At 57.7% G+C, this 6,982-nt stretch carries 3 protein-coding genes and 1 pseudogene; 3 read left to right on the forward strand and 1 reads right to left on the reverse strand.

Going from position 1 to position 6,982, the window contains the following annotated elements; genetic code table 11:
• Window positions 1-107: 107 nt before the first annotated feature.
• On the reverse strand, window positions 108-1,865 hold the full coding sequence (locus CPT76_RS23085) for an Rqc2 family fibronectin-binding protein (protein ID WP_105444585.1): 1,758 nt from the start codon (window positions 1,863-1,865) through the stop codon (window positions 108-110).
• Between the two features lie 190 nt (window positions 1,866-2,055).
• Here CPT76_RS23085 and CPT76_RS23090 point away from each other — a divergent pair.
• From CPT76_RS23090 to CPT76_RS23100, 3 genes and pseudogenes are all read left to right on the forward strand, one after another.
• A pseudogene (locus CPT76_RS23090) lies at window positions 2,056-4,579 on the forward strand (cation-translocating P-type ATPase).
• A gap of 79 nt (window positions 4,580-4,658) precedes the next feature.
• A complete protein-coding gene (gene dapF, locus CPT76_RS23095) occupies window positions 4,659-5,498 on the forward strand; it encodes a diaminopimelate epimerase (RefSeq protein ID WP_105444586.1) in 840 nt (279 codons plus the stop codon).
• A gap of 212 nt (window positions 5,499-5,710) precedes the next feature.
• Window positions 5,711-6,982: bifunctional homocysteine S-methyltransferase/methylenetetrahydrofolate reductase (locus CPT76_RS23100; RefSeq protein ID WP_105444587.1), on the forward strand; the 1,272-nt coding region annotated here is incomplete at its 3' end.

The following is a 6,982-nucleotide window of genomic DNA, read 5'->3' on the forward strand; positions in this document are numbered from 1 at the left end:
AACGGAGGATATAGCCTTTTCTATTATGGGGCTGAAGCTTACGGACGTTCATTGAGCACGGTTCAACCGCATTCTTTCTATAATTAGAAATCTAAAGCTTTGTATGATTATTTAATGACGCTCGGAAGCGACTTGATCAATTCCTCGTCAGGCGTGACGATCAGCGTCCGCTGGTGATCATAAATGACAAAGCCCGGTTTGGCGCCGCTCGGCTTATGCACATGGCGGATCAGGGTGCAGTCGACCGGCACGCTGCTGGATTCCTTGGCCTGGCTGAAGTACGCGGCCAGTTGGGCGGCTTCCTCCAAGGTCTGGTCCCCGAACTGGCTGCTACGGATGACGACGTGGGACCCGGGGATATCCTTGGTGTGCAGCCACGTATCACTGCCGCTGGCCAGTTTGTTGGTCACGTATTCGTTCTGCAGGTTGTTTTTGCCTACGTAAATTTCGATGCCCTCGGATGATGTGAATACATGCAGGGTAGGGCGGTCGTTTTTCTTCTTTTTGCGCGTTTTTTTGCTGCGGTCGCGGAGATATCCCTGCTGGACAAGCTCCTCGCGGATTTCGTCGATATCGTTCATGGATGCATGGGCCAGCTGCTGGAGCAGGTCATCCATGTAGCGGATCTCTTCCTTCGTTATAGCAAGCTGCTCGTCGATGACGGCCAGACTGTTTTTGTACTTATTATATTTCTTGAAATACCGCTGGGCGTTATCGGAAGGGCTGAGCAGCGGGTCCAGCGGAATGGCCACTTCCTTCTGGTCCTCGTCATAGAAGTTGGTCAGCACCGCCTCCTTGTCCCCCTTTGCAATCGTATGCAGGGAGGCAAACAGCAGCTCGCCGTAAATCCGGTACTGGTCCGCATCGGCGGCTTCCTCCAGATCGGCGTGCAGGTGGTCCAGCTTTTTAATGTTTTTGGCGCGCTCATTGTGCAGGAAACGAAGCAGATCGCTCGTTTTTTGCTTGACGGTGTCGCGCTCAGCTTTTTCACCGTAATAATCCTCCATGCATGTGCTGATGGATTCATAGCGTTTGACCTCTTCCTGAATCATCGTCAGATCGATGGCGGAAAAAACCATTTTCCCCTTGGCGTTCGCCCCTGACATCGGCTGGTACGCCTGCTGTTTGACGCTGTCCATCAGCCCGGTAAAGGCGTTCCATAGGGCGCTTCGGCGTGCTTCGCCAGCTTCGGGCCCTTCTTCCGAGTAGGACTGAAGGCCGGCGCGGTGCACGATCTCCTGTGCAACCAGCGGGCTTACGCCACTGAACGTATCCACGATCCACGAAATCGGTTCGGCGTCCGCTTTCTCGGTATACTTTTGTGCAAATAGCTCTCCTGAAACCTCAAGCGGATTCAGCTTATGCTGCTGCGGAGGCTCCGTATAGGAAAAGCCCGGCATGACGACCCGGTAGCTGCTGATGCTCGGGGTGACATGGTGGATGCCGTCCAGGATCGTCCCGCTCGAAGGGTCTGACAAAATAATGTTGCTGTGCCGGCCCATCAGTTCGATGATGAGCTGCTTTGAAGAGACGTCCCCCAGCTCATCCCGCTGTCTGACCGTAATATGAATGATTCGCTCCATTCCAACCTGCCGGATGTCTTCGATGATGCCTCCTTCGCAGTGCTTGCGCAGCAGCATGCAGAACATCGGCGCTTCCTGCGGATTCAGAAAGCTTCGCTCGGTGAAGTGCACCCGCGGATACGTCGGGTTGGCCGACAGCAGCAGCTTTGCGTTGCCCTCCCGGGTCCGGAGGTGAAAGAGCAGGTCGTGATCGTTGGGCTGGTATATTTTACTGATCCGGGCGCCCTGAATGCTTTGCAGCTCATGGACAAGGGCCCGCGTTACGATTCCATCTAATGCCATAGTGTATCTCCCATCTTTACGCTGTACTTGGTTACGATTGCCTCCATACTATGATGCCATAGTTTGGCCAAAAACTTAAGAGGCCAGGCTTGTGATATTTTAGGCCCTGTCCGAATACATTTACGATAGAACAGGTGGAAAAGCTGTTGAACACCGGCAGCGCACAAAGACCGGGAGGGAAAGGGAAGCTATGGAACAAAAAAAATGGCATCAGTTGGACGCGGAAGAACTGCAGCATGTCCTCGGCGTTCACCCGCAGCAGGGCCTTTCGGAAGAAGAGGCGGAGGAAAGACGGAAGAAAAACGGATGGAACGAGCTTTCGGAAGGAAAGCGTATTTCTCCTTTGGCCTTATTTCTGAACCAATTTAAAGATTTCATGGTGCTGGTGCTGATGGGGGCAACGCTGGTTTCGGGCCTCCTCGGCGAATACCTGGACGCCATCACCATTATCGCCATCATTCTGCTGAACGGGGTCCTCGGCTTCATCCAGGAGTTCAAGGCGGAACGCTCCCTGCGCGCGCTGAAGCAGCTGTCCGCTCCGGGAGCGAAGGTGCTTCGGGGAGGCAAGGTAGTTCAGGTGCCGGCCAAAATGCTCGTTCCCGGGGACGTCGTTCTGCTGGAAAGCGGAGACCGTGTGCCCGCCGATGTCCGCTGGCTGGAAACGAGCAGCTGTTATATTGAAGAATCCGCGCTGACCGGGGAATCGGTGCCGGTAGGCAAGCATGTTGTCGTCCGCACCGGAATGGATACGGAAATGGGGAAAATCGCCGATCTGATCCAGAATACAGACTCGCAGGAAACGCCGCTTCAGCACCGCCTGGAGCAGCTCGGCAAAATGCTCATCATTCTGTCGCTGGGGCTTACGGTCATGGTCGTCGTTGCCGGCATTTTGCATGGACAGCCTGCCGTCGGCATGTTTTTGGCCGGCGTCAGCCTGGCCGTGGCCGCGATCCCCGAAGGACTGCCTGCCATCGTGACCGTCGCGCTGGCGCTCGGCGTGCAGCGGATGATCAAGCGGAAAGCGATCGTGCGCAAGCTGCCGTCGGTCGAAACGCTCGGCTGCGCATCGGTCATCTGCTCCGATAAAACCGGAACGCTGACGCAGAACAAAATGACCGTTACGCGCGTATGGGTCGGGGGAAGAAGCCTGGAGGTCACCGGCGACGGTTATGCGCCGACCGGACAAATCCTCGAAGAGAAGAAGCCGGTCGACGTGAAGAACGACCAGGGGCTGCGCAGGCTGCTCCAGATCAGCGCGCTGTGCAACAACGCGGAAATATACGAGACGGCGGCTCCAGAGTCGCGCGGCAAGCGCAAGGGCAAGGAGGAACCTCAAGGGTACTAAGGGCGCGCCTGACGTGCTGTTGAACCAGTGCACTTATATATTGTGGGAAGGCAACGTTGTGCCGTTTACCGGCACGCTCCGGCAGAAGGTGCTTGCCGCCAACGAAGAGATGGCTTCCTCCGCGCTTCGCGTGCTGGGGACGGCATACCGCGACCTGCGCCCGCATGATTCGCTGGACAGCGAAGCGGACGCCGAGAGCCAGCTCGTCTTCGTCGGCCTTGCCGGCATGATCGATCCGCCGCGCCGGGAAGTGCGCGATGCGATCAGCACCTGCCGCCGCGCTGGCATCAAGACGGTGATGATCACCGGCGACCACGGCACGACTGCCGAGGCGATCGCCCAGCAGCTTGGCATTATGCCGCGCGGAGGCGAAGCCATGTCCGGCCAGGAGCTGGCGCAGATCGACGACCAGGAGCTCGATGCGAAGGTCGACAACGTGTACGTGTACTCGCGCGTGTCGCCTGAGCATAAGCTCCGCATCGTCAAATCGCTGCAGCGCAAAGGCCATGTCGTTGCCATGACCGGGGACGGCGTCAACGATGCGCCGGCCATCAAAGCGGCCGACATCGGCATTGCCATGGGCATTACCGGTACCGACGTCACCAAGGAAGCATCGGCGCTCATCCTGAGCGACGACAACTTCTCGACGATCGTGGCGGCGATCGAGGAAGGCCGGAGCATCTATGAGAATATCCGCAAATTCATCCGGTATTTGCTTGCATCGAACGTCGGCGAAATCTTGACGATGTTCTTTGCGATGATGCTCGCCCTGCCGCTGCCGCTGCTGCCGATCCAGATTTTGTGGGTCAACCTCGTGACCGACGGCCTGCCGGCGATGGCCCTTGGCGTGGATCAGCCGGAGAAGGACCTCATGGAGCACAAGCCGCGCGGGGCCAAAGAAAATATATTCGCCCGCCGGCTGGGATGGAAGATCATCAGCCGCGGCTTCCTGATTGGTCTGTGCACGCTCGGCGCGTTCTGGCTCACCCTCCGCGTGGATCCGTACAACGCCGCTCAGGTCACCAAAGCCCAATCGGTAGCTTTCGCCACGCTCGTTATGGCCCAGCTCATCCACGTGTTCGACTGCCGGAGCTCCAGATCGATCTTCCACCGCAACCCGCTGCAAAACAAGTACCTGGTGCTGGCGGTGCTGTCCTCGGTCCTGCTCATGCTCGGCGTCATGTACATCGAGCCGCTGCAGCCGATCTTTAAAACCGTGCCGCTCGGCTTCCGCGAATGGTGCATTACGATCGTCGGCGCCGGCGTGCCTACCTTCCTGATGGGCATCGGCAGCGTATGGGGCGGAAGACGCAACAAGCGGCGGGGAAGCGGCCGCCTCGTGGCGAAAAGTACAAACATTTCTGCATAAAGTCAATAGCACGGCCCGGTCCTTTGAGGTATGCTAGTGGACAGTAAAAAGCTAGCATAACAAAGGAGTGGCACCATCCATGGAATTTACAAAAATGCACGGACTCGGGAACGACTTTATCGTTATCTACGGCGAGAAGGCTCTGCCGGACAACGCGGCAGAGCTCGCCTTGAAATGGTGCGACCGCTATTTTGGCATCGGAGCGGACGGACTGGTATATATTTTGCCGTCGGAGAAGGCGGATTTCCGCATGCGCATCATCAACTCGGACGGCTCGGAAGCGGAGCAGTGCGGCAACGCCATCCGCTGCGTGGCAAAATACGTGTACGACCACGGCTATGTCAGCAGTGAGCAAATTACGATCGAAACGCTTGGAGCGGGCGTGCAGCCGGTAACGATCCATGTGGACAACGGCCTGGCCGCCACCGTCACGGTGGATATGGGCGAGCCTATGCTTGATGGATTGAGCGTACCGACGACGATCGACGCGAACCCGGTCGTGGATGCGCCGATCGAGGCTGACGGCCGGCAGTTCCGGTTTACGGCCGTGTCGATGGGCAATCCACACTGTGTCATTTACGTGGACGATGCGGTGAATTTCGACCTCGCCACCTGGGGGCCAAAGCTGGAAGTGCACCCAGTATTCCCGAAAAAGGTGAACGTCGAATTCGCGACCGTGAAGGACCGCGGTACCGTGGACATGCGCGTCTGGGAGCGCGGCGCCGGTCCGACGCTGGCCTGCGGAACCGGGGCGTGTGCAACCCTCGTATCCTCCGTGCTGAACGGTTTAACCGACCGGTCGGCAGCGATCCGGCTGAAAGGCGGAGACCTGTTCATCGAGTGGAGCGAGAAAGACAACCACGTCTATATGACAGGCCCTGCGGCTGTCGTGTATATGGGAAGCGTTCAGGACGTTTAGTCGCCCGGACTTTTGAAAAACCTGAGATTAACACCTTAATAGCCCGGGGAGCGTATCGGCGGATACGATCCGCCGGGCTTTCCTGCTTCTTGGAGGTGCAGATCGTCCAAATCCGACTCTAGTAAAATAACTGGAGGATTCTATGACTTATCTTGTGCGCTGATTTATGATACATTAATGTGAAACTACTTTTTCGGGGTGGAGGAGCCAACATGAAACCGGATTTGCGTCAAGCGTGGGATCAACAAGTGCTGATCGGCGACGGAGCGATGGGCACTTTTCTATATCAAATGGGCTTTCCTGTGGGAATTTCCTATGAAGAACTGAACCTGACCTCACCGGAGGTCATCAAGGATGTTCACCGGCGTTATGTGGAGGCCGGGGCTCAAATCGTTGAGACCAATACGTTTTCGGCCAACTTCGACAAGCTGTCCAAATACGGCCTGGAGTCGAAGGTGGAGGATATCAACCGGGCGGGTGTCCGGATTGCACGGGAAGTAGCGGGAACCGCCGGCTATGTGGTCGGAGCCATCGGTTCCATCCGCGGCGGCAAACGGACCAACGTGTCGACGGCCGAGCTTAAGAAATATTTCGAGCAGCAGATTCAGGCCCTTCTGCAAGAAGGAGTGGACGGCATCCTGCTCGAAACCTTCTACGATGTGGAAGAACTGTATCTGGCCTTGTCTATCGTGCGCAAGCTCAGCCCGCTGCCGGTCATCTGCCAGTTCGCGGTTGAGGATGTAGCCCGGACCTTGGACGGCTATACGATGCCGGAAGCGTTCCGGATGATGCAGCAGCAGGGCGCGGACGTGATCGGCTTTAACTGCCGCACAGGCCCTAATGGCATTATGAGCGCGATGAAGACCCTCGGCGGCCACATGTCCGTGCCGATGTCGGTGTATCCGAATGCCGGGGTCGCCGATTATGTGGATGGGGAATATCAGTACGGGGCCAAACCGGATTATTTCGGCCAGATGGCGGTGAAATTCGCCGATCTCGGCGCCCGGATCATCGGCGGCTGCTGCGGGACGACGCCCGCGCATATCGCGGCGATTTCGTCTGCGCTTCAGGGGTACGAGCCGCAGCCGATTACGTACGGGCCAATTGACATCGCCCCTGCCCCGATCGAAATCCATGAACATCTCGCGCCAGACGGCGACGGTGAAGGCAAAGGCGGCAACCCGAATCTGGTCGACCTCGTCAAAGAGCGTCACACCGTCATCGTGGAGCTGGACCCTCCGCGCGATTTGGATATCGCCAAATTTATGAAGGGGGCGCAGGTGCTGAAGGATGCCGGGGCGGACGCGCTGACCCTCGCCGACAATTCGCTTGCGGTTACGCGGATGAGCAATATGGCTCTCGGCCATCTGGTGCAGGCGGAGACCGGTTTGCGCCCACTGGTGCACATCGCCTGCCGGGACCGCAACTTGATCGGAACGCAGTCGCACCTTATGGGCTTTGACGCCCTTGGCATCGATCACGTG

Source organism: Paenibacillus sp. AR247 (assembly GCF_002968895.1).
Classification (GTDB): domain Bacteria; phylum Bacillota; class Bacilli; order Paenibacillales; family Paenibacillaceae; genus Paenibacillus_AQ; species Paenibacillus_AQ favisporus.

Coding starts and splice junctions, on each gene's coding strand:
- CPT76_RS23085 (WP_105444585.1), bottom strand. CDS start 1,865: ATGGCATTAGATGGAATCGTAACGCGGGCCCTTGTCCATGAGCTGCAA.
- dapF (WP_105444586.1), top strand. CDS start 4,659: ATGGAATTTACAAAAATGCACGGACTCGGGAACGACTTTATCGTTATC.